General features: G+C 43.7%; 18 protein-coding genes. 6 read left to right on the top strand and 12 right to left on the bottom strand.

All coding sequences use genetic code 11. From position 1 onward, the window contains the following. Positions 1–27: 27 nt before the first annotated feature. The 5 genes from tilS (at position 28) to ABJH64_RS03160 (ending at position 7482) form a co-directional block, all read left to right on the top strand. Positions 28–1347, top strand: a complete 1320-nt coding sequence (tilS, locus tag ABJH64_RS03140) for a tRNA lysidine(34) synthetase TilS (RefSeq protein ID WP_348273916.1) — start codon at positions 28–30, stop codon at positions 1345–1347. A 3-nt stretch (positions 1348–1350) separates the two neighbouring features. Further along, entirely contained in the window at positions 1351–1866 is a 516-nt protein-coding gene (locus ABJH64_RS03145; RefSeq protein ID WP_348273917.1) for a cyclic nucleotide-binding domain-containing protein, read from the top strand. A 148-nt stretch (positions 1867–2014) separates the two neighbouring features. Continuing rightward, entirely contained in the window at positions 2015–2950 is a 936-nt protein-coding gene (gene mdh / locus ABJH64_RS03150; protein WP_348273918.1) for a malate dehydrogenase, read from the top strand. Positions 2951–3051: 101 nt separating this feature from the next. Next, positions 3052–5757 carry a hypothetical protein gene (locus ABJH64_RS03155; protein ID WP_348273919.1) on the top strand — a complete coding sequence of 902 codons (2706 nt, stop codon included), beginning with the start codon at positions 3052–3054 and terminating at the stop codon, positions 5755–5757. A gap of 69 nt (positions 5758–5826) precedes the next feature. Next, entirely contained in the window at positions 5827–7482 is a 1656-nt protein-coding gene (locus ABJH64_RS03160) for a mechanosensitive ion channel family protein (RefSeq protein WP_348273920.1), read from the top strand. 111 nt (positions 7483–7593) lie between these two features. Here the strand turns inward: ABJH64_RS03160 and ABJH64_RS03165 are convergent, their stop codons facing one another. Genes ABJH64_RS03165 through ABJH64_RS03180 form a run of 4 tightly spaced genes read right to left on the bottom strand, consistent with a single transcriptional unit; the run spans position 7594 to position 13820 of the window. Further along, positions 7594–9210 carry a hypothetical protein gene (locus ABJH64_RS03165; RefSeq protein WP_348273921.1) on the bottom strand — a complete coding sequence of 539 codons (1617 nt, stop codon included), beginning with the start codon at positions 9208–9210 and terminating at the stop codon, positions 7594–7596. A 1-nt stretch (position 9211) separates the two neighbouring features. After that, entirely contained in the window at positions 9212–10366 is a 1155-nt protein-coding gene (locus ABJH64_RS03170; RefSeq protein ID WP_348273922.1) for a DUF4249 domain-containing protein, read from the bottom strand. Then, a complete protein-coding gene (locus ABJH64_RS03175; protein WP_348273923.1) occupies positions 10366–13101 on the bottom strand; it encodes a carboxypeptidase-like regulatory domain-containing protein in 2736 nt (911 codons plus the stop codon). Before ABJH64_RS03175 ends, ABJH64_RS03170 begins: the two co-directional genes overlap by 1 nt. Then, positions 13098–13820 (bottom strand): hypothetical protein, encoded by a 723-nt coding sequence (locus ABJH64_RS03180; RefSeq protein WP_348273924.1) that lies wholly within the window; start codon positions 13818–13820, stop codon positions 13098–13100. Before ABJH64_RS03180 ends, ABJH64_RS03175 begins: the two co-directional genes overlap by 4 nt. 110 nt (positions 13821–13930) lie before the next feature. Between ABJH64_RS03180 and ABJH64_RS03185 the strand changes: the two genes are divergently transcribed. Continuing rightward, the gene (locus ABJH64_RS03185) at positions 13931–14836 is read left to right on the top strand and encodes a sugar phosphate isomerase/epimerase family protein (protein ID WP_348273925.1); all 906 of its coding nucleotides are present in this window, start codon (positions 13931–13933) and stop codon (positions 14834–14836) included. Between the two features lie 72 nt (positions 14837–14908). Here ABJH64_RS03185 and ABJH64_RS03190 read toward each other — a convergent pair whose 3' ends face one another. From ABJH64_RS03190 to ABJH64_RS03225, 8 genes are all read right to left on the bottom strand, one after another. Then, positions 14909–15928 (bottom strand): proline iminopeptidase-family hydrolase, encoded by a 1020-nt coding sequence (locus ABJH64_RS03190; protein ID WP_348273926.1) that lies wholly within the window; start codon positions 15926–15928, stop codon positions 14909–14911. Positions 15929–16095: 167 nt separating this feature from the next. Continuing rightward, a complete protein-coding gene (locus tag ABJH64_RS03195) occupies positions 16096–17262 on the bottom strand; it encodes a Gfo/Idh/MocA family oxidoreductase (RefSeq protein ID WP_348273927.1) in 1167 nt (388 codons plus the stop codon). Positions 17263–17374: 112 nt separating this feature from the next. Continuing rightward, positions 17375–18397: a TIM barrel protein gene (locus tag ABJH64_RS03200; RefSeq protein WP_348274110.1), complete on the bottom strand. Its 1023-nt coding sequence runs from the start codon at positions 18395–18397 to the stop codon at positions 17375–17377. 159 nt (positions 18398–18556) lie between these two features. Continuing rightward, positions 18557–19768, bottom strand: coding sequence for a hypothetical protein (locus ABJH64_RS03205; protein WP_348274109.1), 1212 nt, complete (start codon positions 19766–19768; stop codon positions 18557–18559). A 102-nt stretch (positions 19769–19870) separates the two neighbouring features. After that, the gene (locus tag ABJH64_RS03210; protein WP_348274108.1) at positions 19871–20929 is read right to left on the bottom strand and encodes an aldose 1-epimerase family protein; all 1059 of its coding nucleotides are present in this window, start codon (positions 20927–20929) and stop codon (positions 19871–19873) included. A 250-nt stretch (positions 20930–21179) separates the two neighbouring features. Further along, on the bottom strand, positions 21180–21992 hold the full coding sequence (locus ABJH64_RS03215; RefSeq protein ID WP_348274107.1) for a DUF1080 domain-containing protein: 813 nt from the start codon (positions 21990–21992) through the stop codon (positions 21180–21182). Next, on the bottom strand, positions 21989–24691 hold the full coding sequence (locus ABJH64_RS03220; RefSeq protein WP_348299399.1) for a c-type cytochrome: 2703 nt from the start codon (positions 24689–24691) through the stop codon (positions 21989–21991). Before ABJH64_RS03220 ends, ABJH64_RS03215 begins: the two co-directional genes overlap by 4 nt. Before the next feature lie 352 nt (positions 24692–25043). Continuing rightward, positions 25044–26549, bottom strand: a complete 1506-nt coding sequence (locus ABJH64_RS03225; RefSeq protein WP_348274000.1) for a RagB/SusD family nutrient uptake outer membrane protein — start codon at positions 26547–26549, stop codon at positions 25044–25046. Between the last annotated feature and the right edge of the window lie 19 nt (positions 26550–26568).

Raw genomic sequence — 26568 nt, forward strand, 5'->3', positions numbered from 1 at the left:
TTTAGTAGAAAATGATATTTTTGGTCAATGGTTGAAGCTTTTATCCGGCATATCCGGAACAAATCACTTTTGGACTCCTCCAAAACCTACCTTTTGGCAAGCAGCGGCGGAATGGACAGCATGTGCTTAGGCAATCTTCTTACCAAAGCCGAAATATCCTTTGAGATTGCCCACGTCAATTTTCAATTGCGAGGAGAGGAAAGCGACGGTGACGAGGAATTCCTTAGTGCTTGGGCTGATAAAGTAGGCCTCCCCTTTCATGTGCACCGCGTGGACACCTACAAATTCGCATCCGAAAGAAGCATCTCTACGCAAATGGCAGCCCGAGAGATTCGGTATGAATGGTTCGAAAAACTTAGAGTCGAGCGGAGCCTCGCAGGAATAATTCTAGCTCATCACGAAGATGACCAAATCGAAACCATTTTCCTTAATCTTCTCCGGGGAACTGGCATAGAAGGTGTCTATGGAATGGCCGAGAGAAGAGGCTGGCTTTTCCGTCCACTTCTACCTTTCGGTAGGGAAGAAATCAAATCCTATGTCTTAGAAAATCACATCGAATGGCGTGAGGATAGCTCTAACGAAAAAACTGACTATAAAAGGAATAAACTCCGTCACATCAGCTTACCAGCCCTCTACGAAACTGCCCCTGATGCCAAATCAAATTTATTGAACAGCTTCGCCAGGCTGAAAGATACTGGAAAAGCCTTCACGGCGCTTTTTGAGAGTTGGGCAGCGGAGAAAATCACAGAAACAGAAGGCCTTCAAATCCTCCCAACCTCAGCAATTCTACGCACTACTGGAGCTGCATCCTTGCTTTATTTTTGGTTGCGACCTTATGGATTCAATTCAGAGCAAGCTCAGGACCTACTTGATACCTGCCAATCCGGAGAATCGGGAAGGCTATTTGAAAGCCCTACTCACCTCCTCAATTTGGATAGGGATCAGTTGATTTTGGCGCCGGCACCTACAGAATTTGAGCCCCTATCAGTTTCAGAGAACGACATAGAATTTATCATACCAGAGGGGGATTATGAAATTCTCAAGCTCGATGGCAAGGAGGCTATCGACAAGTCCAGGCAAAATGCCATGTTGGATTTGGAACGCTTGAGTTTTCCCCTGGAAATCCGGACTTGGCAGGAAGGTGATCGATTTATCCCCCTAGGAATGAAAAACGCGAAGAAAATCTCTGACTTTTTAATAGATTTGAAAGTACCGGTGGTGAAAAAACGCAGTGTAAAAGTATTACTTTCAGCAGGTCAAATCGCGTGGGTAGTAGGCTACCGTATCGCTGATTGGGCAAAATCAACAGCAGCAACTCGGAAATTACTTTATCTCAAAAAACGATAAGAAATGCGTAATCCATTTTCTAAAACATACACTGAGCCGGAAGAGCAAATGTTCAATTTTCTTGGGCAAATCAAGTTTTTTGAGAGTTTGAAAGACAAAGAAATGGTACGCTTTATCCCTGCGATGCACCACAGAAAGTATGTGAAAGATGAAGTGGTTTTTTTTAGCAAAGATCCTAGTCAGGCGCTTTACCTTGTCAAAAGCGGTGAAATCAGCCTCACCATTGACATCAAAGACAATTTCGAAACGATCCTAGGCGTCAAAAGAGGAGAAGCATTTGGGGAAAACTCCTTACTAGAAAATGCTAAGCGAACCTACACCGCGCTGATCGTCTCGGATGAAGCTGAGTTGATTGTCATCCCGCACTTTGCCATACAGGAGGTTTTTGACAGCAATCCAAAAATCAAAGCTAAAATGATGACTTCACTAGCGGAATATTATAATCAGAACAATCAGCGCCTCTTCCGCTCCTACCGAGAATCCTTCGGCTTTTTCAGTCTCCGTCAAATGTTTGAATAAACTCCTTCAAACTCCCAAGCTCGCGATTGTCAAAAAATGGTAATTACTTCCAAAGTATTCCGGACTGCATTTCGAATCCTAGGCATAGTTTAATAACTTAGCCCCCGATTTTTAAAGCAAAAAATTCATATTAAAATCTATAAATCTAATGAGCAAAGTAACCGTAGTAGGAGCTGGTAATGTGGGTGCAACTTGCGCCGATGTATTGGCTTATCGCGAAATCGCTGAGGAAATTGTACTAATTGACATCAAGGAAGGCGTCGCTGAAGGCAAAGCACTTGACATTTTCCAGAAAGCACCTATCAACCAATACGATAGCCGCACCATAGGCAGCACAAACGACTATACCAAAACTGCCAATTCTGATGTAGTGGTGATCACTTCCGGACTTCCTCGTAAGCCAGGCATGACTCGTGATGACTTGATCGAAACCAACGCCGGTATCGTGAAATCTGTGACTGAGAATGTGATCAAGCATTCTCCAAATGCGATCATCATCGTAGTTTCTAACCCGCTTGATGTCATGACTTACCAGGCTCATATCACTGCTGGTGTTTCTAGAAATAAAGTGATCGGTATGGCTGGCATCTTGGATACAGCACGTTACAGAGCATTTCTTGCGGAGGAATTGAATATTTCCCCTAAAGAAATCCAGGCCATCCTAATGGGCGGTCATGGTGACACGATGGTTCCGCTTCCTCGCTACACCACTGTGGCTGGTATTCCGGTGACTGAGCTAGTAGCTAAAGATAAGCTAGACGCGATCATCGAAAGAACAAAATTCGGTGGCGGTGAGCTAGTGAAGTTGATGGGTACTTCAGCTTGGTATGCTCCAGGATCAGCAGCTGCGCAAATGGTAGAAGCGATCTTGAAAAATCAAAAAAGAGTATTCCCAGTATGTATCAAACTAGAAGGAGAATACGGAATTGACGATTGCTACCTAGGTGTCCCAGTTATTTTGGGTAAAAATGGTGTAGAAAAAGTATTGGAGCTAGACCTCAATGCTGAAGAAAAAGCACTTCTTGAAACCTCTAGAGGTCATGTGAAAGAAGTAATGGAAGTCTTGAACAACCTTGGTAAATAAGCTAAGTTAAATTAATCCATCAGACCTGAGATTTTCTTACCAAGGTGAGGACTTCTTAGGTCTGATTTTTGTAAACTATCCACTGAATCATTCGTGAGCCCGTGAAGATCTGGAAAAGCCTACTTATACTTTTTATTATCATTCTTCTTGCTGGAGGCGGATTCTGGATCTACAAAACCTACTTTTCTTCTCGCCATGTCAATAGCCTGGAAGTCATAAGTCAAAACGCTGTTTTTGTTTTTGAAACCTACGAAGGCGCAGAACAGTGGAACACCCTAGTCAATGATCCCGTTTGGGAAATCGTAAAAACCCTCCCCGCTTTCCAGCGAATCTCTGACCAACTCGTCACACTCGATAGCCTAAATGGAGGCTCGGGCGAGGTTGCCAAATCTCTCAATGGCCAACAAACTACCGTCAGCCTCCACGCTACAGGCATTGATACTTTCGAATTACTTTTCACCGTAAACCTCAATCCGTCAACTGCCACGGATTTTATCAACGAAATCAAAGAGCGTATCCCTGCTGGTTCGCGCTTTCAGCTTAGACAGTACTCAGACACAGATGTGATGGAGTATTATGACGCTGACAACAATCGCCTTTGGAGTATCTCCTTGCTAGGAGATTTGGCTGTTATTTCTTCCTCCTCTTTTTTGGTAGAGGAAGCCATACGCTTCTATGTCAATGAAGATCAGCTAAGTATGCACACCTTGGTCAGCGATATCCCATACAACTCAGCCGCTCAAGGAAGACTTATTTTGGACGGCAAAGGTCTAGGAAGTCTCCTGAAAGGAATAGGTGGGCAACGAGAAAGCCCTACCATCTCTGCCTTGGAAATTATGTCCGGTGTCGCTGCTCTGGATTTATATTTGGAAGAAAACGAATTGCTTTTCAAAGGTCCAGTGGTCTATGAAGAAGAGGTGGATTTTACCCCTTCCATCCAAGCTAATCTTGCCGCTATCGAGGAGGTAATTTCCAATCGGACGCTTGCGGTCACCCAGCTCAATTTGGAAAGCATCTACGAAACCCAGAAAATCACAAACCGAGCGTTTACTGCCAGAGCGACATTCAGTGGGGACATTCAGCGCATGCTACTTGACAGAGGATTTCTGGATAGCTTCACGGGAGAATTGTATTTGCTTGATTTGGAAAATACCGGAGGTGCAGACCAAAACCTAGCGCTCCTGGCACGATCCAGAGATGTAAACTTAGCTATCCAGCAGCTTAAAGAATTTCAGCAAAGTGAAAGCGAAGAAGGGGCTGATTTTTATTCGGGACATGAGATTCTTTACCTTTCGGAAGAAGATTTTCCAGCGCATTTATTCTCTGGTAAATTTCCCGGCTTCGGTCAGACTTTCATCACCTCAGAAAATGACATCCTGATCTTCACCAATTCCCAGCAGGCTATGAAGTTGATGTTGGACGACATTCGTGCGGGTAGCACTTGGGGCAAATCTTCCAGAGCTCCCCTCGCTAAAAAAGACCTAAGCCCGACCGCTGGTTTCAGTCGATTATACCTGACCGATCAGATTTGGGATTCCTGGACACAAAAAGCTAATCCATCCTGGAGCTCTTTCCTTCAGAAATACGCAGAAACGTTCCAATCTTTCCCCTGGATATCTTTCAAAGTAAACCAGCTACAAGGCAAAACTGAAGCCACGCTCAGTTTCCCGTATGATGGGAAATCCCAACCAAGCATCGAAACTAGGGACGCGATAGCCTTGCAGCCAAGCAATAGAATCTCGCTAGATCAGCGCCTGACCTATGGACCAAAATCCATCGTGAACTATCAGGACAACACCGAAGACCTGCTGGTACAGGATGAAAACAATGTGCTTCATTTGATCAATTCCGCAGGACAGGAAGTGTACACAGAGCAACTGTCCGGCCCTATCGTCTCTGATGCTTTTCAGATAGACTATTACAAAAACGGAAAACTTCAACTGCTAATAGCCACACAGGATAAAATCTATGGGATAGACAGACTCGGAGCTCCACTTCCTGGCTATCCAATCAGTCTTACAGGTGAAAAAATCACGCATCTAAATCTCGTTGACTACAGCAACTCCAAAGAATACCGCTATTTCATCAGCACTGAGAAGGGGAATTTATTCCTGCTAGACAAAACCGGAGAAAAGCTGGAAGGATGGAATCCTAACGCTATAGGAGACCAAACGATAGGCGCACCTGCTCATTACCGGGTTCCTGGCAAAGGCGATTACATGGTAGCCCTGTCCAAAAAAGGTCAACTACAGCTATTTAATAGAAGGGGCGAAAGTCAATCAGGATCTGCCGTCAAACTCGGAGAAAACTTCAATTCAGGCTTGATCGCATGGAGAGATCCACGTTCTAAATCCACCCTGCTCGTAGGAATCACAGCAGATGGTGAAGTTATACATGCTAATTTCAACGGAGAAATCACCTACAGAAACCAGCAGATCAAGGAAGATAGAGATAGTGAGTTTCTGCTTATTCCCGACCAAAAGCTAAATGATTTCGTTTTTATCTCACGTCAGTATAAAGAAGTAACGGTACTCAACCGAAACGAAAAACCACTTTTCTCGACGCGTGTTTCCGAGGAAAATCTAATCTATCAATACTTTGATTTTGGATCGGACAGGCAGCTTTTCGCCATTACAGATCTCAATCAGGAGTTTTGCTACCTATTTGATCTCAAAGGAAACCAGCAGACCACCATGCCGCTAGAAAGCACAGGCCCGATTCAGATCAGCTATCAGTCTTCGCTTGGTCAGTATTTGATCAGAACAGTGAGTGGCTCCACTCTGACGGAATTCCAGCTCGCAGAATAGGCAATCCTACGTTCTCTTTGGGCATCGCCGTCTGAATGGCTAACTTGCGAAAAATCACCACAGAAACTAATGCTTAAAAAGTACATTCTCCAGCTATTCTTATTCATTGGGATAGGTCATTCCTCTTTTGCGCAGCTAGTCACAGACAATCAGGATACTTTTCAAGTAGGTAATTCCGTCAATTTAAGCTCCCCTTACCATACGACGCTTTCCTTTTTTTACAACCTAGAAGAAAGTCATTACCATCCCGACAAAGCAGCCCAAACGCTTGATCTTACTGGAATAGAAAACCCAAATGGTGAGCGTCTGGCAATAAAACTAAAGCAGATTTTTGAGGGAAAAGGGATTTTGATACGGACGAGCACCATCCCAAACGAGCAAAATTATTCCGATAGTACTGCGGGGGATGGTGAGAATATATATTACTTCGACAAGAGTAAACTACCCGGTATTTTCCTCCAAAAAACAGGAGAAAGCTGGAAGTATTCGGCATTCAGTGTGAGTCAAATAAATGAGCTTCACTCCGAAACTTATCCATACGGCACGGCAAAACTCCTCAATGTCCTGCCTAAAATCGGTAATGAAGAATATCTGGGTCTTCACCTTTGGCAGCTGACGGGCCTATTTATCCTTCTTCTATTAGTGTTTCTTTCCCATTGGGTTTTCACACTGGTGGTGGACAAGCTCATTCTTTACCTATTCCAAAGGTATGGCTATGGGAAGGTAGGTGAAAACTACATTTTGCCTGTGGCTCGAGTGATCAGTATCTACCTGATCGTCGTGTTACTCTCTCTTTTTATCCGCGTTCTTCAGCTTCCTATTGAGATTTGGTCGTGGATTTTGATCGTCCTTCGTACGCTGAAGCCATTCTTGATCACGATCATATTCTACAAGTTGGCAGATGTGGTAGCTGCCTATTTTACCAAGCTCGCCACCAAGACTGAATCTACGCTCGATGATCAATTGGTGCCATTGATGCGCAAAACGCTCAAGGCATTCGTGATCGTAGTCGGGACCTTATTTATTCTCAGGGATGGGTTGAATCTAGATATTATTCCCTTCTTGACTGGTCTTTCCATCGGGGGTGTAGCTATTGCTTTGGCAGCTCAGGACACGATTAAAAATTTCTTTGGGTCGGTTATGATCTTCATTGACAAACCATTCCAAGTAGGTGACTGGATCACATCCGGAGACATCGACGGAACTGTCGAAGAAGTGGGGTTTAGATCTACTCGCATCCGAACGTTCCGCAATTCCCTGATGTATGTGCCCAATGGGAAAATCGCTGACGCAGTCCTGGACAACCATGGCCTCCGGCAGTACAGAAGGTTTTACACCACGCTGACTGTCACCTATGATACGCCACCTGCCCTGATCGAGGAGTTTGTAAAAGGCCTGAGAGAAATCGTCCTCGCACATCCTCACACTCGAAAGGATTTGTTTCATATATACTTCAACAACCTTTCATCCTTCAGCCAGGACATCATGTTCTATATTTTCTTTGAAGTGCCCAATTGGGGTGAGGAGCTTCATTGCCGACATGAAATATTGGTACAAATAGTTAAGCTTGCTAACACGATAGGCGTCCGTTTTGCATTCCCTACGCAGACTTTGCACATGGAATCTTTTCCAGAGAAAAAAACGCTTGTGCCGGACTACCCTGGAGGTTATGAAGCGAAATTGAATAGCTTTTTACAACAAGAGCTAAAGCGAAAAAACGAGTAATTCACAGACTGGGAATACGAGTGAGAAACTAAGCTAAGCAGAAGGAAACATCCAGGGGGAATGGAGTTGTGAGTTTCTTTGAGCTGTTTCAAACCAAAGAAACTCACTATACTACTTCACCTCAAAGGTTCTCAAATATTCTTTAGCCATTCCTTGTTCACTAGAAGCTTTGACACTGATCAGGAAGGTTCCTTTGAGCTGCGGAACGGTGATTTGGATCGTATCGCTCAATTCATCCGTCCCAGAGGTGGCAGACCAAAATAGCACCGTTCTCCAGTCCATGATGTTTTCATCCTGGCTAGGAGCATCGAAGAGGGACTGGAATGAAACTACTCGTGGCTGAATCCCCGCGTAATCCAAATAAATTCCATTGGAAGGAATAGGAAACCCTCCAAAGTCATTTTTATAAGAACTGAAGCTCATCACTCCCGGAAATTTCTCCTCATTTAGGTAAAATGAACGACTCAAAACATCAAGCGATTTGAATTCCTTAGGATCAAATGCGGCCAGCTTATCTGAATCAAACACAGGAAGTGCATCAATAAGCATGAGAGGGTTGGAATCAAAATTACCGTCTAGTGCCTCGTCTATTGATCTGAACTCTTTTTTCTTCTTGATATTCTTAACTGAAATCTCCTGAATATACTCTTTGACCACCGTCTCTACCGTCTCAAAGCGAGTATAGTCATCCAGCAAATAGGTTCTATCCTCCACAAATCCCGTCACCACAGGGAAGGAAGATTCATCGTATTCATTTACAAAATACCCCTCTACCTGTCCACCTTTAAGCAATTCCTCGAGGTAGGCTTGGTCTGCGGGACTTATTTCCAGCTCTGGAAAAGTAAAATTCTCCTGGAATTGGGTAACGGGTGCAGGGGAAACAATCCCAAAGTCAAGTAAACTTTTATTGCCGTCTGCTTGAGCGACTAAGTAATTCCAATGCTTCATTCCCCCTGCATCGAAGTATAAGCTTCCGGCTGCATTTGGTCGATCTGTGAAAAGAGCCGATTTCTCCCCATGCACGGAAACATAGTATAATTGCGTGGTATCCACCTCCACTTCGTCGATTTTAGCTTCGATCACGTGACCAAAAAGCTCGGGAATTAAGCTATGTTCTTGAATGGATGAATAGGCAGTTCGAGAGGAGATTTTACCGGCATCACTCAAAAACGGGTTTACTGCCGCTATACTCACTTCGTTGATTTCAGTCCCCTTAGGAAGCTGGATAGTCAGCGTTGATCCAGCTTTACCATCTTCTTGAGACAACGTGATTTCACTCGAGTTTTGAGTTTGTGCTAAGTTTTTTCGCTGAGCCACTACTGCAGGAGGGACATTACTGTTGAAGACTGTAATGAATCGCTGTACCAAACCCTGCTCTAGGTTTTGATGCGGACTCACTCGAGTAAATACGCGAAGGAGGTAATGGTCTGAAGGAATATTAGTAGGGATCTGAAGAAAATTGAAGCTACTTCCTTCTACCAAAGGCATTTTAGAAATGGCAACTGACTCATTGAAACGATTGACCAGCTCTGCGTAGATAATCTGAGATGAAGCTGGTAGCTCTTCCTTAGAGGCCGAACTCGCTATCCATACTCTCTCTCCTGTGAAATAAATGGTCTTTGGAATAGAGAAATCTACTTTTTCGAAGCTTGTCTGCTGCGCAAAAATCGCACAGGCGCTTGCAAAGAAGAAAACGAAAAAGACCTGAATTTTAATGTTGTATCTCATATTAATCTTCCCAAAAATCAGGTTTTACATTAGTTCCTCTTAGTGTGCAGTCAGTACATCTTCTAGTGGAAGGTTGAAATCCTATTGGATTAAAGTCGCCATCTGGATAGATCGGCGTCACAGGCACAAAACCTCCTCCAAAAAACACATTTGGATAATCTGCCTTCAGTACTGTATCAGATGCTACAAAACAACCAGCATAAGCCGGCTCCTCTGCTCTCCAAGGCATCACCTCCTGCACATCCACAAACAGGCGTCTTTGCTGCACCTTTCCCAAGCTAACATATCCCACTACTGGAGCTTTTGGATTTTGATCATTGGTTAAATTCCCTCCAATATTGGATGGCAAAGGGCTAAAAATCGACCCCAAATCATCTGTGTTTTTCCGAAGGATCTCCCAAAACTCTGATGCTTTCTTATCCAGGGCTTTTTGAGAAATCAAAATACTATACCGGAGTGCAAGTCGCTCGTCATTTTGCAAGATCTGAGTGATAGACTGCCTAAATACAAATTGATCCTCAAATCGGGAAGATGTCTCCAATATCAAATCTGAACTCACTTCCCCTCTATAGCAAAGGTCAGTTCTCTCATCCGGACGCCTGAGCACTACATCCTGAGCATCCTCGTCATACTTGTACACGGTGGATACTTTTGGCCTGAAAGCGTATGTCTCCTCATAGGTCCATAAGAAATCATCTGCATTCTCATCTCCCTTCGTGGTGAGGTATATCTCAGCTCCAAGTTCATTCTTCACTACACCTACATCTATTATCTCAGGGGTAAGAATAGGCTTTAACAAATCAGAGGTGTAGGTTTTCCCATCATCGGTAGCTATATACAGCCTGTATTCCTCATCTTCGGGGATATCATAGGCAAATTCAAACCGCCCTTCTCCCAGAGCTGTAAGCGGGTAATCAGCTCCTGATTCGGACCTTAATGTTACAAATGCCCCCGGATAAATAGGTGTAAATGAATCATCAGGTTGGATATTTCGGGTGTAGCTGAGCTTCAAAATGCTTGACAATCCTTCCGAATCCAAGTATCCTTCCACCACTAACACTGACAAATCAGATGGATCAATCTCCGGATCGAATGGCTCTCTACAGGCAGTGAAGAAGAGCAAACTGATTATCGAAATTATAATTACTCTATTCATCAGAAGCGGAAATTGTAAGTAATAAATGGAATAGGCTGCGCAAATATGGACAGTTGATATCCTCTAAGCTGGCCTTGGACAGGAGTATAATAAACCGAATAAGGATTGCTTCTTCCGAGGACGTTATAGACGCCAAGTGACCAGGAGGAATGAGCCAGTTTTTTGATCTTGTGACTTCCCTCTATGTTGATAGAAAAATCCACTCTGAAATAATCGGGAATTCTATAGGAATTTCTCTCTGAGAAATAAACTCGCTCAGAGCCTGCATAATCAAACTTGGAAATAGGCAAAGTAATTGGCCTTCCAGTACTGTAGTTTACGCCTAGAGAAGTATTTACCCGCTTGTTCAACTCATAGTTGGCCGTCAATACCAAGTGGTGTGGCTGATCAAAATTGCTAGAATAATACTCTCCATCGTTGATTTTCTCTATGCTTGGCTCGTCGGATGTTTTCATCAGTGAGCGGGAATACGTGTAGGCCAAAGAGCCCTTCAGCGATCCAGTATTTTTCTTCAATAATAACTCAATACCATAAGCCTTTCCATCTGAGTTCAGCACATCCTGCTCTATACTTTCATTGAGAACAATGTTTGCTCCAGAGCGGTAATCCAGCAGATTGGCCATGTATCTGTAGTACACTTCGGTAGAAAACTCCAGCTGATTTTTAGCAAGATTTCGGTAATACCCCACGGAAGCCTGTCCTCCAGTCTGTGGCCTGATGTACGTATCACTCAGTTTCCAGGAATCTGTAGGTGCTATGGAAGAGGTGTTTGACAGCAAGTGAATATTCTGTCTCATGGTATTGAATCCAGCTTTCACAGAAGATTTATTGTCCAGCGTATATCTGGCAGCTACACGGAACTCAGGGCCATGATAGGTCTGGATAGTTTTGCCATCTCCATAAGACTCCTCTCCTATCAAATTACTGTCAGTAATGGGAGCGTCGGGCACATAGAGATTCACCGTAGCTGGCCCGAGAAGCTGATACAGCATATATCTGCCTCCATAGCTGACTGAAAGCTTCTCAGAGATCGTGAATTCATCTCCAAAATAAAGAGATATTTCACGTGCATTTTCCTCGTCCAATTCCTGATCCAACACGATTGATTCAGGACCATAAGGTTGATTTCTGCCTGGGTTTAGCCGGTATTGGATACCATGAACACCAAAGTTCAGGATATGCCGATCGCTTTTCCTGTATTCAAAATCCGCCTTGGCAAAAAGCTGATTTACATCAAATCCAAAAGCAAAGGAATTCAAGGGATTCTCCTGCCCAATGATTCCAAACTCATAATTGTCACTTCCCACAGTGAATCTTCCTTCCAACTCATCATTGAAAAAGTGCTTCCAGCCCAAGGCTATATTGATATTCTGGTATGAATAAGTCGTATCCGGATCAAACTGAAAATCATCCTGACTCAAATAAGCTGTCAATTCCAGGGTATTTTGCTCGTTGATCGTATGTTGAATATTTGCATTGATATCGTAAAAAGTGATTCTGCTATCATTCAAATCAGCTTCCTCTTCCAAAAGATCTAGCGCCCAATCGGAGTAAGTAGTCCTGCCGCCGATCATGAAAGTAGTTTTGTCGCCAATAGGCCCATCTAAGCTCAGCCTGCTGGTAAGAATACCAATCCCACCAGAACCTCCTATTTTATCAGACCTTCCAAACTTAGGATCAACCTGCAACACAGAGGAAAGCCTTCCTCCATAATTGACTGGTACTGATCCTTTATAAAGCTCAACTGCATCTACGATGTCGGCATTGAAGGCCGAGAAAAATCCGAAAGCGTGGGTAGGATTGAAAACTGTAGAATTACCATACAAAATCAGATTCTGATCAGCTGCACCGCCGCGCACATTAAATCCTGAGGTAGCTTCACCCACTGTATTGACGCCGGGCATAGTCAAAATACCTTTAAGCACATCTACTTCACCCATCACGGCAGGAAGTCTTTTCACTTCGGCTATAGTAATTGATTGGACTCCCATGTCCAGTTTATTGACATTCGAAAGGGCTCCCGAGCTGATCACCACCTCATCCAGAGAAAGAATAGACTCTTCTATACTCATATTCAAAACCCCATCTCCCTTCAAGTCAATCTGTCGCTGCTCTTGAAAACCTCCAATATTCTGCACCCAGATCGTATGCCTTCCTTTTGGAAGAATCAATTGATATGACCCGTTCCTATCGGTAGCTACTTGCTGATAATCGACCTTTTCCAACACTATCGCGCCAGTCATCGGCTTGCCAGACTCAATGCTCGTCACTATCCCGCTGAGAGTTGCTGTTTTGGATTGAGGATTTGTAGCTGAACTCCCTATGACAAAGCGTTTATTCTTGTCAAATGCGCCCAGGGAATCCCCGGCTTTGGCTAGCTTATCCTGTCTTTCTTGAACTTGGAAATAATCCTTGGGAAATTCAACTTGGATTTTTTTGCCTTTGGTCACCCAAATCCTATGAGAAGAATCTATGCTATAAGTTAGTCCAGTCTGAGCAAACACTTGGTTCAAAATCATTCGGATATCTGAGTCAGTCGCTTGTAGGCTTACTTGAATAGTGTCCACTTCGCTTTTTTTGAAGTAAAATCTATAGTAAGACTCCGATTCGATCTTCTCTGCAAATCTTTCGAAGGACATTCCCAAGTAGGTTCCTGTGAACTTTGGGGTAGAGGTCTGCGCTTTTACTCCAGAGAATAAGCATGCAGCCAAGATCAGTAGTAGGTATTTTTTCATTCTACAAAACCATTGAAGGGTTCTGCTTGACTTTCTCTAAGAGCAGCTAACTCATAGATGTATTTTTCTTTATCTACAGAAAAATAAATAGATCTACCATTTAAATGTTTTTTCACTTCTTTTTTGCTTAAGCCCAAACTTTTAATAGCCTGCTTTTTCTTTCGAATAAGCACAAATTCATCATCGAACCAGTAGAAATAATCGTCCCTTTCTAGAAAAGCATGCGTGAACTTGCCGATAGACTTGGTTGGGTCTATATACTTCGTACGCTTTATCAAAACCTTAATTTCTCCATCATTCAGCACTTGATAAAAGCCATTTTTATCGAGTCCATAGGAGTCATTTCCTGGCAATTTCCTGAACACACTCCCATCCTTCAATTGAAATTCTTCAATCTTCTCTGGCTTTATTAAGATCTTCTGATTGTAAATAGGATGAAAAGTGACCAACACATCAACATTTACATCATACAATAGCGGAACTTCAGTGTAGGTAATCCTATTGATTGAGAGCGATCCTTCCCCAAATTTTCTATCTAAGAAATACGGAGATCCTTCGTAATTCAACGGAGGCTCCCGATATTGTCCTCCTGTGATGAGTTCCTGGAAATAAGGTAACTGCTCTTTGTACAAGGATAAATAGGTCTGGGACTGAGCAAATGAGCTCGCTGACCCAATAATTAGCAAAAGAAAAGCTAAGTAAAATTTTATTTGTGGCATATTTAAGCACTATACTAGATCAGATAACACTCACTTAATTTGGAAATGATTTGAACGGTGAATTTGGTAGATAAATGGATCAAACGCTATAAACTTACAACAAACCTATAATGAAAAGAAGAAACCTACTTAAATCAATAGCTCTGGGAGCTACTGCCCTGCCGCTAGCTCCTGCCCTTGCCTCCACGACGCAAAAGAAGGATGCAACGATACAATTTTCACTAAACACCAGCACCCTGCGTGGTCAAAAACTTACTTTACCCCAACTCATAGAGGTTTCTGCCAAAGCTGGATACGACGGTATCGAACTCTGGATCTCCGAGCTCGAAGCATATTTGCAAACTGGCAAATCGCTCACTTCGCTTAAAAAGCATTTCCGTGATGCTGGGATTTCTCCTTTCAACGCCATTGGATTTGCGCCATGGATGGCTCAGGACGTTGAAAAAAGCAAGGCAGGATTTGAGCAGATGGAAAAGGAGATGGGGATGCTAGCCGAAATCGGTTGTACCAGAATAGCAGCTCCGGCGATTGGTGCTACAGACCCAGTCGATTTGCTAGCCGCGGGGGAGCAATATGCTAGGTTATTAGCACTTGGAAGAAAGACCGGTGTCATGCCTCAGCTTGAATTCTGGGGCGCTTTTCCTCCCTTTCATCAGCTAGGCCAATGTCTGGCGACCGCGGCAGCGGCCAATGACCCAGACGCTCGCTTACTTCCGGACGTTTATCACCTCTTCAGAGGAGCATCGGGTTTTGAAGGGCTAAAACTAGTCAATGGAAATGCCATCGAAGTTTTTCACATGAATGACTTCACATCCAAACCAAGATTGGAGCAAAAAGACAGCGATAGAGTATATCCGGGAGATGGGATAGGGCCAATGAAGGAAATAGCGGCAATTCTCAAAGCCATGGGGGGAAATAAAATCCTTTCGCTTGAGCTATTCAATGAAACCTATTGGGCGCAAGATGCGCAGGAAGTAGCGAATACAGGCTTGAAGAAAATGAAGCAGTTTTTTTAATTCGTATGAGTGCAAAGTAAAAAACCCGTTCAAGCTTAGCTTGAACGGGTTTTTTATATTCACCTCAAGGAGTTACTTCTGATTAGTTTCTTTCAAGAAAGATATCAACCCTGGAAAAAAGTGCTCCGGATCATCGTACTGGCTGAGGTGACTGCCATCGGGACAAAGTAGAAATTGACCATTAGGCAACTCCTTGGACATCCATTCCATATGAGTTGGATCCATCGTGTCATGCGTGGCACCTATGACTAAGGTAGGTACGGTGATTTTCTTCAGATCAGCTTTTCGGTCCCATCCCTCCAGGGTCGCTCCGGGAGTGATGCCAAATTCGCTGTATCCCTGCATATAGACGTAAACTTCAGGATTCATTTCCCCCATCATTTTCACCACCTCAGCAGGCCATTGATCTTGGGGTTTGCGAAGGACATGAAAAGGATAATGATGTTCCCCCAATAACTCCATATACCTGGGGTTTTCGAAGTCACCATTTTTCTCTATTTCCATCACCTCCTCAAACACTTCCTTCGGCATTTGAGGACCAAGGACTTGTTTGGCGTAGGTTTCGTATTCGTCAATATCTGCCATCATGTTCGAAATAATCAAGCCTTTCAACTGCTCTTGATGTTGCAGCGCATATTCGATTCCGAGAATTCCTCCCCATGACTGCCCAAAAAGGTAGAAGTTATCCTTGTTGAGACCTAAAGCCACCCGAACCTGCTCCACCTCATCGACGAAGCGTTCGATGGTCCAAAGCGTAGAGTCACTCGGCTGATCTGAATGTGCCGAGCCTAATTGATCGTACCATATAAACTCAATTCCCGCTTGGGGTAGGTATTCTTTGAAATTAGCAAACTGCTGATGCGTCATCCCAGGACCTCCATGAAGCAGCAGCACCTTGATGTCAGGATTGTCCCCTACGCGCTGAGTGAATACCTTGAACTCTCCCTTGGGTGTTTGGATAGGTATCATTTTCACTTCTTCTTTAATCACAACTTCTGTTGATTCTGAGTCGATGGTTTCAGTTGGAGTGGAGGATTGGCAGGCGAAAAAGAAAACTGCTGCCAATGGGGCTAAAAACCAATGATTTTTCATGGGGGAAACATTTTGTGACCTGTTAAGCTAACAGAAAGATATCATAGATTCAACCTCAAGGACGGGTGAATTATTCTTAGATACATTAGCTTCTAAAAATTAAGAGCACAAAAAATCCAAGCCTTTCGACTTGGATTTACAGACTTCTGATTCTTTACTTAAGCTTTTCAAACCTTCTCCACCCACTCTACTCCAGTGTCCTTCCAAGCCCGCTCATGGGCAGAGTTGATCACTGCTTCGCAGACTTTCTGCGTCTCAAAAGCATCGCGGAAAGTAGGATGACACGCTGTGCCATCTTCTAAACTCTTAAAGAAATCTGCTACTTGGTGAATAAATGAGTGCTCATACCCAATGGAAGTTCCTGGAATCCACCAACGCCCCATGTAGGGATGATCTCCGTCAGTGACGTGAATAGATCTCCATCCTCTGACTATGCCATCATCGCTGTGATCGAAATATTCCAGACGAGTCAAATCGTGCAAATCCCAACGTATGGATGCATGCTCTCCGTTGATCTCAAATGTATAAAGTGCCTTATGTCCTCTAGCGTATCGAGTCGCTTCAAACAAGCCTAGAGATCCATTGTCAAAGTGGCAATGAAAAACACAAGCGTCATCGATTGTGACTTTTTGCTTTTCACCTGTGCCTTGATGCACTCGCTCTTTGATGAAAGTTTCTGTCATGGCAGAGACATCTTTGATCCCTCCATTCAGCCACATCGCAGTATCTATGCAATGCGCCAGCAAATCTCCCGTGACACCCGAGCCCGCAGCCTCAGCATCCAATCTCCACAGCCCATCGCCACCCTGAGGTAATTCCGGATTGATCGTCCAATCCTGCAGGAAGTTTGCGCGATAGTGAAAAATCTTTCCGAGCTTACCCGATGCGACTATATTTTTTGCCAGAGTAACCGCAGGAACACGTCGGTAATTATACCAGACCGTGTTCTTCACACCCGCTTTTTCTACTGCTTTGACCATGCCTTCGGCTTCTGCTACTGTCCTGGCAAGTGGCTTTTCGCAGAGAATCATTTTACCCGCTTCGGCTGCAGCTATTGCGATCTCGGCATGCATGTCATTTGGTGTACAAATATCCACGGCATCAATGTCGTCTCTCGCAATTAACTTCCTCCAGTCGGTCTCAAAGGAGGCATAATCCCACTGCTTCATAAAGGCTTCCGCTCGCTCTGCTTTTCTTGAGCAGCAGGCTTGGAGAACTGGTTGATACTCATATTCTGGAAAAAAATCCGGCACTCTTTTGTACCCATTTGTATGTATTCGACCCATCAGTCCAGTACCGATCAAGCCTATTCTTATTTTCTTTTTATCTTTCATATGAACTTGAAATTTGAAGGATTTAAAATTTGAAATTGCCTCATGGCAAAGTATTCAGCTATAATAGTGTGGTTCGAGTTTTGAATTTCGAATATCAAATCTCAAATCATTTTCACCATCCATGTGCATTTCTCACCTTGACCAATGCCGCCAGGATATCATTCCAGGTTTGCTGATTGTTCATCACCTCATTTGGGAACATACAGCCATCCCAGCAAATATGCTTAAATGCCTTGGTCAGCTCACCTTTTTCATCACGTAGCCAATACCCAGCATCATGAGTGATATCTAATACTCCATTTGGATCTGTGGCTTGGCAATGTCTTCCTGTCTTGTCATGAGAACCCTGACCGAAAACAGAACCGTCATTTTGCGCTACATGGAAATCAATCGTCCATGGTCTCAGTGCATCCGTCACTAGTTTCAGTGCTGATTTCACCGCCTCACGATCGTTGAGATCGGCGTCTTTTGGCAAGATTCTATGCTCAGGAGCATTGTAGCCCATGGTGTAAAGGAATGTATGAGACATGTCCGCCTGGAAACCGATATTTGGCTTATCCACCATCTCCAGTAGCTCCACCATATGCTTCCAACTGTGCATGGCGCCCCAGCAAATCTCACCTTCAGTCGCTAGTTTCTCGTCATAACCAGCCGCTACTTCGCAAGCTTCTCTGAATGTTTCGGCAATGATTTTAGTATTTCCAGTTGGATCTTTTGCCCAGTCTTCTACCCCTGCAGCCGAATCAATTCTGATCACTCCATAAGGTCGAACACCTAGATCTCTTAGCTTTTTGCCGAATTCACAAGCCTTGCGAACCATTTCTATAAAAGTGTGGCGTTGATCCGCTGTTCCCATCGCAGAGCCCGCCCAAATTGGCGCGACTAATGAACCCGCTACCAAATTATGTTTCTGAAGTTTCTCCGCTAAGACTTTGGTCTCATCAGAATTATCCAGTTTGAAATGTGGCTCCAGCAATCCCAAATCGACTCCGTCAAATTTCACCCCGTCAACTTCAGCTGCTGCTGTCATCTCCAGAAGTGAGTCGAAAGGAATTACAGGTTCAGAATCTGCTCCTTTGCCTACGATTCCAGGCCAGGTAGCATTGTGCAGTTTGGGGAAAGTGTTTTGACTCATTGTTATGTGGGTTATTGGTTGATTGTTGTGGGGTGTTAGTTGTTAGTTGTTGGTTGTTGGTTGTTAGTTGTTGGTTGTTGGTTGTTGGTTGATTTAAGAGTTGATGCTTACTGCTAGAAAGGTTGTTGCAAATCAGAAATCCTACTTCTTAAATCAGCCTTATTCCACCACTTTCAAATCCGGGTTATCCGGACCAAAGTGCTTCAACATTACGATAGGATCTGTTTTGGAATGATTGGTGATTTTCACGCCAGCCTGAGCCGCCTTTTCACTGACGAAATACTCATCATGTGTCAGCTGTCCAAAGCGAATCAAAGCAGGGGTTTCTATGTCCCAATTATTCATTTTCCCATAGCCTTGCATCATGATCATGCCATAAGCTGCAGCATCTTTGATCGTAACCGTTTGCCCAGGAAAAACTGTCAATTCCTTTGCACTGTAGTCATGAGAACGATAGCAAATCCATTTGTCATCGTATCCTTTTGCATTCATTTCTCCTCTATCTTCTACAGGAATTGGCTCCATGTAATGGTTATCCATGATGTTTGGATTGACATTTAGATCCCAATCAATCATCTCTACCAGCAAATCAAAATCCCCCACTCTATCCTTAGGTGTGGCATTCCAAAGCAATTCATCCGGAATAATCGCCTCGTTTACTAGTGACTGATACATTGCAAAAATATCAGAAGCTTTTTGTGGCTCGTAGGTACACAAGCTGCCTGGGGCATGAAGCATCCCTGGAGGCACGTTCCAACCCGTACCAGGCTGAAGTCTAAAGGCCTGAGAATAATTGGTGATTTTATTATCTCCTTTGTTGAAATTCTTAAGACATTCCAATATTGTCTCTTTGGATGTACCAGGAGCTATTCCGAAGAAAGTATAAGGAAAATCTCCGCCGTGGTTATTGACTTGAGGAGGGAAATAGTAAGCCTCAGGCTTTCCATTTTGTCCAGTCAGTTTACCAAACTCATCACTAGGATGAATATGATGCGGAAGCGGCCCCATGTTGTCAAAAAACTTAGAATACATAGGCCAGGACTTGTACTTATCCCAAAGACGACTACCGATGATCTCAGCGCCTAATTCTTCTATGGCATCTTTCAAAAGAAAGGTCTCTGTCTTTCCGTTCTCTTCGTACGCAATGTGGCTCAAGCCCTCATTTTTGCTGGTCAGCGGACCATTTTCAGCTGGCGTCGTAGAAGAAAACCAACGCTCGTCGATCCCTCCACGCTCACCACCTAGACTGTAATAATCGTCAGGATGAAGTTTGATTCTTCTTCCTGGAACGCAGAAAGAGCGTGGCACCCAAGTAGGGGTTAATCTGAGTATTCCTTCTCCCTGTTCGAGGGCTTTCTTTGCTAAACTCATGGGTTTATTGATTATAGATTTGAGATTTGATATTGATTGAAAAATTGGAATATTGAAACATTTGAAAATTCTTCAAGCCACTTCAATTCATATTTAGTTATTCTAAATTTTAAATGCTTTCACTTTTGCCCCCTTTAGCACTTCGATCTTGATTTCGTAGGATTTGCTTTCTCCTGGTTCCAATAAAATCAAGGTGCCGTTTTCTCTGGCTGCTGCTTGACCAATCGGTGGGTTTGTGGCAGGTTCCAAAGCCGTCACGTATTCATTTTTACCCCAATGCTGCCAGTTGATCAGCCAAGGCATTTGCTTCTTAGAGAAAGAAATGCTCAAGCCCAACTCCAAGGCATCATTCATATAACCGCAGGAGACTTGATCATTTTCATCAGGCTTAGGGTTAATGAAAGCTACATCTTCTCCAAAACCTGCATGCGAATCCAGCGGAGCTGAGCACTTAGTAAACTTATGTTCTTTGTTGTAATCTGACATAGAACTGTCTTGGTCTCGTGGCTGAATATCACCCTTCCATACGATCCTAGTCCCATCATCTATCAGTGGCCATCCGCAATTGATATGATACAATACCATGTGAGGGGCCGGCGAATTACCGCGATTGATTACCTCGTCCTTGATGTTTATTTCAGCCGAACCTATAGTTCCTGAGATGGATCTTTTCAGTTCTAGACTTGGACCAAAAGTCGTCGTCTCGCGAATCAGTCCTACGATCTCAAAGTCTAGATTTTCAGAATAGATATTCGGCTGTTTGATAGAAATCAATTCCGCCGGAGTATTGCTAAAATTGCCATGCAAGCCACGAGAGCCAGTTTCATCCGCATTGGGCGGTCCCATGGAAGAAATTCCGCAGGTAGTCAACAGACCTCCCCCAAAAGTTCTCAGCCAATCTATTCCTTGATTGGAAAATGGCTGAGGAGCAATATGCCCTGCATGGCTGATCCAAGATAGACTATGTTCGTTATGAAATGCATCCAGAATATCCATCCCTCGATCTAATGCGACTTTAAATCGAAGTCCAGTACCGGTATTAATCCAAGCGATTCGAGTCCCACGACCTGCACCATTATCAAGGATAGAAGTTTCTATTCCACCTAGTTGGCGGAAATTGGATAGTTTGTCTTTCCAATTAATCGGATTTGAGAGGTTCATTCTTAGGGTTTGTACTGATGTGTAAGCTATCAAAAAGGTCTTTTGACACTATCCTGCCCTATATGGGTTGGAAGTGAAAGCGAAGGAATAAGGTATAAAAAAGGTACGGGAGTAATAAGCCGTTGATAAAAAATTTGGCACAACTTGGTTCCAGTCAAGAGACTTGAACTAAAAAACCTGAATCAAAAGAAAAAAATGACCCAAGTTTCTCAACCTGGGTCATGTGGCATATAGTATAACAAGATTCTAACTATTGCTTCAGCATTACATTTTTATACTGAACGGTCATCGGCGGGCCGACGTGAACTTGAACGCCGAGATAGCCTGAAGCCATCCTATTCTTAGGATCTTCATCGTGAACTTCGGACATCAGCTGGCCATTTACATAGTGTTTTAGCACATTTCCTTTTGCCACAATATGAATACTGTTCCATTCGCCAGATTTGATCTTTGCTCCAAGTTCTGCTCGATCCCCGATTTCTTTTTCTAGATTAAGACCTTTCCAAGCATTTTTCTCAACAAACTCCCTCACTCCAACCCCATCAGGCTGCGAAGTGATTTTAGTTTCCTGACCTCGGTAGGCCAATGTCGCGCGCTTGCGCTCTTCGTAGTTTTGGCCGGTATAGTTATTCTTCCCATCGATATCCGCTTGGTAGCCTTTCAATGCATGCGGTACATCTTCTACTAGTTCACTTCTATAGTTGATCCCGGAGTTTCCACTTTCAGATATTTTAAAGTCAGCCTTCAGCTCAAAATCTCCGGGCTGTCCACCCTGCCAAATCAGGAAGGTATTTGCTTTCAGAAGTGTCTCAGGAGTAATTTCTCCTGTAATTGCTCCGTCTTTCACAGACCAATACACCGGATTTCCATCCCATCCGTCTAGGGTTTTGCCATCGAATATCGGCACAAAACCTTTCTGAATAGGAGAAAACGACGAAACCTCTGTTGGGAGTGTGGCAGTATCAATTGATGGATTTACTGACTGAACTCCATAATAACCAAACACCAACAAGGCCGCCGTAGCTTCAAGCATTAGATATTTTGTCAAAACTGGAAATCTCATTTTAGTGCAGTTGCTTTGTTTTGATATACTTCATGAGATGCATTTCCGCCCGATATCAGGTAAGCCATCAAATCTTTCAATTCCTCCTCATTCAATCTATTGATCATGCCAGGCATCATGATGGAAACCTTAGAATCCTTTACCGTAGCCACATTACTTTTTGCAACTTTGCGCAGCACATCTGGAGAGAATGGATTTTGAGAGACCGAATAACTCGTTTCATCTTCATTGATGATTCTTCCCATGACCGAACTGCCATCTTTGAGTTCGAGCACACTTGCTACATATTGCTCAGAGATTTCATCACTTGGATTGATCGTCGCCTGTAAGATATCTTTTGGTGAAAAACGCGTACCCAATTGAGTCAAATCCGGGCCAATAATTCCTCCTTGACCTCCCATGGTATGGCAAGAAAGACACTGAGAAGCAGCATACATTGCTTTACCATTTGCTAAGTCTCTACCACTCAAATCAGCCATCAAAGGTTCCGCTTCCTCCACAGTCCATCGTCGGCCAGGCCCAGTCGGCTGAATGTCAGCATTAACCAGGTCGTTTCCATTACCTGTAAGTAGGGCGGCTCCTGACAACTCGTTGTATCTATCGAAATCGCTCTTTGGAACATTTCCAAGAGCCATTTTCCTAGCTCTATCGATGAATCCTACATAGCTACGACCACCTTTGTACTTGAATGCATCCTGAATCCAAGTGAAATATTTCTCGTGAAGTTCAGGTGTCCAACCAGTAGTCGCCCCACCTAGAACAGTAGCCAAGTAGGTCTGCTGAGCCGGCGGTACATTTGCCAACATGTTTGCAATATCCAATCCATACTGTGGGTTTCTCATGATCAGATCCTGAGAAGAAGTGAAGGTCTTCTGATAGTCAGGATCATCCTTCGCGTTTTCAAGAAGTGCCAAAGTTTTTTCTACCACACCAGGCGCATCCAGGTAAACCAGAAGCACTGCTAAGGCACGATCCAGATTATTGTTATTTGCTGGGTAATTCCCATCCAAATAAGCAATTAGGTCAGCTTTTAAAGCTCCTGTTGGTTCTCCCTGTCTAGCTAGGATGAGCTCAAATGCTCTCAGCAAATCCTGCTTGCCTTTCTCATCCAAGCTGTTATAATCAATCCCCATCAAGGCTTGTAGCATCGGTGCGCCTGTGCCCTTTTCAGAATGTCTAGCTAACGCAATCATGGCTTGCGTGAGTACTACGGGGTCTTTTTCTGCGAGCGCTTTTGCTTTCCAGGAAGAAACTGGCTGATGCTCCACCGCGATACGAGCAGCATATTGTACGAAGCGATCTTCGCTGTTCAGGTGTGACCAAGCTAGATCAAGTCCTGAAGCTGGTGCATCGGAAACGTGCAATTTCTCAAGTTCACGACGGGTTTTCGCTTCAGCAGGAAGATCAGCCATCGTTATTGCGCCTTCATTCGCTTCATCACCTTCAATATCTCCTTCGTAATAAACTCTGTATAGATCGGACTCCAATCTTCTTCCGCCAGTCATAAAGTACATCGCCCCATCTGGACCGATAATTCCGTCTGTCAATGGAAGAGGAGAACCAGAAATAAATTCTTCAGCTTTTGCCTCGTAGCTACCGCCTTTGGGAGTCAAGGTCATGGAGTAAATCATCCCAAAACTCCAATCGAAGGCGAATAAAGAATTTCTGTATTTGGCTGGGAATTTAGCTCCTGTACCAAACATCACATTGGTAGGTGATCCCTGACCTATGTTTAGAACCGCCGGTAAATTGTCTGGATAATTCGGTGACCACTTTTGGTTACCAGTTCTCCAGCCATACTCACTTCCTGAGGTCACATGATTGATACGAGTAGGTCGATACCAAGGCATTCCAAAGTCCCATTCCATGTCAGAATCATAGGTAAACAGATCTCCCACCTCATTAAAAGCAATATCAAAAGGATTTCTATATCCAGCAGAGATTAATTCCCAGCGGGTACCTTCCGGATCTATTTTAGCAACCCATCCTCCAGGAGCCATTCTGCTATTGGCATGTCCTCTTGGATCTTTGATTTCTGGGAAAAGATTGTCTTCCTGCCAGACCTTTGGAAGTCTGTAGGCATCCATTTCTGGGACATCGGTATGATTTCCTGCTACGATGTATAGTGACTTGCCGTCTGGAGAAAGCTTGATACTGTGCGGTCCGTGCTCTCCCGGTTGGCCTGTGAATCCTTTGATTTTGGTGACCGATTCATACTGATCATCTCCATCCAAATCCTGAATTCTGTAGAGTCCAGTACTCTCTTCGAAGGTCTCATTCCCATTATGGTTTACCATCACATAGATGCTATTGAATGCGTAGAGCAATCCCTGTGCATAGCCCATCCCTACTTGAGGTTCTGCTACGTTTCCGATGATTAGTCGCTCGACTTGAGGGGTGAGTGTATCTGCACCTATCTCTGGGATGACCAATCTGTAGAGAAACCCATATTGATCCGCTGTGATCAGTCGATTTTTGTCATCAAAGGTCATGGCTACCCAAGACCCTTCGTCATTTTCTCCCGGGCTAAGGAGGTGCTCAGCCACAAACCCATCCGGCAGTTTGAGTTTGTCTAATTTGGGATTACCGGTGAGCTGTCTTTGTTTGGTTTCATTCTCTTTATCGGAAGTACAGGATATTGAGAAAATCACCAATGCTGACACAAGGAATAAATTCCTTATTGCATAGTTCAGTTGCATAGGTCTAATGTTAAGGGATATCAATAGTAAAGATTTTTAAGTTGGGGAATAATTTCTCAATTCAGAAACCACTCATGAAATAAAACTGGTATTTCTACCACAAATTATTGACAATTATAAACTAGTATGATTATCCGCAATAATGCCAGTCACCTTATATTCCTTGCTTATCTGGTTGGAAGACCGATGACCGAAGCGGCTTAATTCTTAAGTTTAACATTTGCTACATTGCTTATTCCACCTTACTGGTAGAAATGCGGATAATCATATAAACTAGTAAGAGAATTAAACAAACCCAACATCGTAGTATGTATTTACAACTAGATGTTGGGTTATAGATAATTCATCTTGGTTAGAAATAAGGACTCAAATCAGATTCTGCGGCAGGATAGGCATAGAACTTTTTGATATTGGTAAAGGCATTACTTCTTGGAACCGCACCTGCGATAGGTGGGTAGTAATAATCCAATGGATTTGCGATGATTCGCTGACCGTAAGGGACAATGATTTCCTCGATTCGGTCAGTTCGAACTATATCAAACCAACGCTTATTCTCGAAAGCTAGCTCAACTCTTCGCTCCTTGAAGATCGCTTCCCGAAGTTCAGATTGACCAGATGCAGTAGTATTGGCAAGCCCTGCACGATTCCTAACTTGATTAAGATAGGCAGCAGCCCCACTTTTTCCTTGCTCATTTAGTACTTCTGCCATGAACAGCAATACTTCCGCGTAGCGATAAATCACCCAGTTTGTCCCGTGATTGTTGTGCTGGGAATGCTGCTTCGCGTGCTTTTTCACGTAAGGATAGTTTTTGTCATCTCTGAAGCTACCTGCTAAAAACACATTCCCAATGGAAGCTTCTTTCCTAAGGTCTCCCGCCTCGTAAGCTGCAATAATATCTGGAGTCGGAATATTATTTCCTTCCCCATCGAGATTCTGAGGGTTGCTAGTCCCCATGATTGGTTTCAACTCCGCAGCACTAATAGGTCTTGGCATCATTTGATAGATAAAATTGCCCTGCAAACCAGCTGCACCTTCAATGAATTGAACCTCAAAAACAGACTCTGCATTATTTTTATTGGCTGTGTTTCCTGGGAAAGCCATTTCATAGCTGCCCATCAACTGATAGCCTTGTGACAATACAGGGGTTAAAATCTGCTCGGCTTCAGGCCATTTCTTTCGATGGATATATACATTTGCCAGAAGTGTACGAGCCGCACCTTCAGTTGCTCTGCCAAGTGTCTGATCAGCTTTCTTTGGTAACAGAGGAACAGCCGCAATTAAATCACTTTCTATCTGAGCATAAATTTCATCCTCAGTGGACAGTGGCAATGCAGCTTCCTCACGTGTAGCAACAGGAGTTAAATGAAGCGGCACAGAACCAAAATACCTCGCCAATTCGAAGTATGCATACGCACGTAAAAAGAGTGCCTGACCTTTCACATTGGCCTTAGCTGCAGCATCAAAATCAACATCATCAATCAAGGCTAGAATTTGATTTGTTCGGGAGATTATCAAGTAATCCTGTCTCCATTGTTGTAACACGTGGGTATTCGCAGTAGTCCCATTTGACTCAGGGACGGAGAAGTCTGCCAAATCCTCTTGATTATCAGTCGCCCCAAAAAGCACATTTCTAGCATAGTAGGTATTATCAGAGTGCATTTCAGCAAGAAGCCAAGATCGATCGTTGGTGATGGTTCTCAATGGAACATAAGCAGCGTTCACCGCTTGTTCGAAGTCAGTTTGATTTTTGAAAAAGGTAGCCGAGCTCAACTGAGTCTCCGGCACTACCGTTAGAAAGTCCTCACAGCCAGTTAGCGCAAGTGATGCTGCTAAGATGACTAAGATATATTTTTTCATTATTTTTTCTTTTTTAAGG

Origin of the sequence: Algoriphagus sp. (assembly GCF_039969895.1) — a bacterium.
GTDB lineage: Bacteria > Bacteroidota > Bacteroidia > Cytophagales > Cyclobacteriaceae > Algoriphagus.

Excerpts from the sequence above, each read along its gene's own strand:
- tilS (WP_348273916.1), top strand. The coding sequence starts at position 28 with ATGGTTGAAGCTTTTATCCGGCATATCCGGAACAAATCACTTTTGGAC.
- ABJH64_RS03145 (WP_348273917.1), top strand. The coding sequence starts at position 1,351 with ATGCGTAATCCATTTTCTAAAACATACACTGAGCCGGAAGAGCAAATG.
- mdh (WP_348273918.1), top strand. The coding sequence starts at position 2,015 with ATGAGCAAAGTAACCGTAGTAGGAGCTGGTAATGTGGGTGCAACTTGC.
- ABJH64_RS03160 (WP_348273920.1), top strand. The coding sequence starts at position 5,827 with ATGCTTAAAAAGTACATTCTCCAGCTATTCTTATTCATTGGGATAGGT.
- ABJH64_RS03165 (WP_348273921.1), bottom strand. The coding sequence starts at position 9,210 with ATGAGATACAACATTAAAATTCAGGTCTTTTTCGTTTTCTTCTTTGCA.
- ABJH64_RS03170 (WP_348273922.1), bottom strand. The coding sequence starts at position 10,366 with ATGAATAGAGTAATTATAATTTCGATAATCAGTTTGCTCTTCTTCACT.
- ABJH64_RS03175 (WP_348273923.1), bottom strand. The coding sequence starts at position 13,101 with ATGAAAAAATACCTACTACTGATCTTGGCTGCATGCTTATTCTCTGGA.
- ABJH64_RS03180 (WP_348273924.1), bottom strand. The coding sequence starts at position 13,820 with ATGCCACAAATAAAATTTTACTTAGCTTTTCTTTTGCTAATTATTGGG.
- ABJH64_RS03185 (WP_348273925.1), top strand. The coding sequence starts at position 13,931 with ATGAAAAGAAGAAACCTACTTAAATCAATAGCTCTGGGAGCTACTGCC.
- ABJH64_RS03190 (WP_348273926.1), bottom strand. The coding sequence starts at position 15,928 with ATGAAAAATCATTGGTTTTTAGCCCCATTGGCAGCAGTTTTCTTTTTC.
- ABJH64_RS03195 (WP_348273927.1), bottom strand. The coding sequence starts at position 17,262 with ATGAAAGATAAAAAGAAAATAAGAATAGGCTTGATCGGTACTGGACTG.
- ABJH64_RS03200 (WP_348274110.1), bottom strand. The coding sequence starts at position 18,397 with ATGAGTCAAAACACTTTCCCCAAACTGCACAATGCTACCTGGCCTGGA.
- ABJH64_RS03205 (WP_348274109.1), bottom strand. The coding sequence starts at position 19,768 with ATGAGTTTAGCAAAGAAAGCCCTCGAACAGGGAGAAGGAATACTCAGA.
- ABJH64_RS03210 (WP_348274108.1), bottom strand. The coding sequence starts at position 20,929 with ATGAACCTCTCAAATCCGATTAATTGGAAAGACAAACTATCCAATTTC.
- ABJH64_RS03215 (WP_348274107.1), bottom strand. The coding sequence starts at position 21,992 with ATGAGATTTCCAGTTTTGACAAAATATCTAATGCTTGAAGCTACGGCG.
- ABJH64_RS03220 (WP_348299399.1), bottom strand. The coding sequence starts at position 24,691 with ATGCAACTGAACTATGCAATAAGGAATTTATTCCTTGTGTCAGCATTG.
- ABJH64_RS03225 (WP_348274000.1), bottom strand. The coding sequence starts at position 26,549 with ATGAAAAAATATATCTTAGTCATCTTAGCAGCATCACTTGCGCTAACT.